2 protein-coding genes and 1 pseudogene are annotated in these 1358 nt (G+C 66.3%); 2 read left to right on the top strand and 1 reads right to left on the bottom strand.

Annotation, left to right across the window (positions count from 1 at the left end):
• Window positions 1–76: 76 nt before the first annotated feature.
• Together MLGJGCBP_RS51930 and MLGJGCBP_RS51925 are read left to right on the top strand one after the other, a co-directional pair.
• Window positions 77–562, top strand: a pseudogene (locus MLGJGCBP_RS51930) (DUF222 domain-containing protein); the annotation flags it as partial.
• An 82-nt stretch (window positions 563–644) separates the two neighbouring features.
• Window positions 645–878 carry a DUF222 domain-containing protein gene (locus MLGJGCBP_RS51925; RefSeq protein WP_328799580.1) on the top strand — a complete coding sequence of 78 codons (234 nt, stop codon included), beginning with the start codon at window positions 645–647 and terminating at the stop codon, window positions 876–878.
• Here MLGJGCBP_RS51925 and MLGJGCBP_RS21555 read toward each other — a convergent pair.
• Complete coding sequence (locus tag MLGJGCBP_RS21555; RefSeq protein WP_160097949.1) at window positions 858–1184, bottom strand: YciI family protein; 327 nt, start codon at window positions 1182–1184, stop codon at window positions 858–860. The genes MLGJGCBP_RS51925 and MLGJGCBP_RS21555 overlap by 21 nt on opposite strands.
• Window positions 1185–1358: the final 174 nt, after the last annotated feature.

The following is a 1358-nucleotide window of genomic DNA, read 5'->3' as shown; positions in this document are numbered from 1 at the left end:
TCACTCACGGCGATGATCTATCTCAATCTCGGCGGAATCGAGGTAAAACTGCCCACACAAACGTAAGGAGGGGCACATGAGTTCGACTGGGGGGTCGGTGGGGAGCCGGGTGGCGGAGCATCTGTCGATGCTCGCTGCCGCCGTCGACGGGTTGCTCGAAGCCGGGTTGGCGTGGTTGTCGGATGGTGATGTCGTCGAGATGATGCGCGGGCTGGAGCGGTCGCTGCGCCGCGCGGAGGCGGTCTCGCACCGGTTGGTCGTGGAAAGCGTCGAACGCTCGGTCTCGGTGAGTCTCGGGTACACGTCGCCGAGGAAGTTCCTGATCGACGTGCTCAGGATCTCGGGGGCGGATGCGTCCGCCCGAGTCACCGCCGCCCGCGAACTGGGGGTGTGGCACACCCTGGCCGGCGATCCGATGGCACCGGTGTTTCCGGAAACCGCTGCGGCACAGCGCGACGGCGACATCGGAACGGATCATGCGCGGGCGATCGCGAAGGTGATGCGCAAGATTCCGCACGCCGTCGGCAACGACGCGGTCGCCGACGCCGAGGCCGTGCTGGCCAGGTTGGCGCGAACGGGAACCCCGGAGGACGTGGAGCAGGCCGGGCACCGGCGCGCAGCGCAACCACGACGCGTTCAGTGCGGTGTTCCGGGCGCTGCTCGAGTCGGGAGTGCTGGGCAGGCACCGCGGTCTTCCCGCCACGGTGATCGTCACGATGACGCTCGAGCAACTGGAGAAGGCGGTCGGTGGTCTCGCCACGACGGCCAAACCCGCTCGGGTTCCCGGATTCTCGGTCATATCCCATGCTGAACCTGTAGGGATTCGGTGCGCAGGGCAACCGATATCGCCGAGTTCCTCACGGCGCGCCGACGGATGACTCGGATGGCAGATCGTCGTCTCGAGCGCAGAGACGACCCATAACCGGTGTCCAGTGGACGATTCGATGCTCGGGTACGAGTTCGTGGACGACGAAGGGGTCGAGGGCGAAGAGTCGTGCTACCGCTTCGGATGTGTCGGACTCGACGAGGATGAAGGCCCCGCTGTCGTCGGCGTACGGGCCGCAGGCGATGACGGTCTGGTCGTCGACGAGACCGGCAAGCCAGGCGCGGTGCGCGGAGCGGTGTGTGTCGCGGCCTGAGGCGGTATCGGCTGAGTAGGTGTAGTCGACGACGAACAGTGGCATGGTTCGGCTCCTTGGCAGTGGGCGGCGTTCCTGATCGGTTCCCCGCTGAGCTGGGTCTTCAGGTTTTCGTCCGCGGTGTAATGGGGCGTCCGGGTGGCGGGTGTCTGCGGGAAATGGTCAATCTCCGGGGCGGACGGTCGAGGGTCGATTCGTCCGGCACGCCGAAGTGTTGAG

Source organism: Rhodococcus sp. T7 (assembly GCF_009872365.1).
Taxonomy (GTDB): Bacteria; Actinomycetota; Actinomycetes; order Mycobacteriales; family Mycobacteriaceae; genus Rhodococcus_F.
Note: the sequence above shows the minus strand (reverse complement) of the source record. Positions and strands in the feature narration are given on the sequence as shown.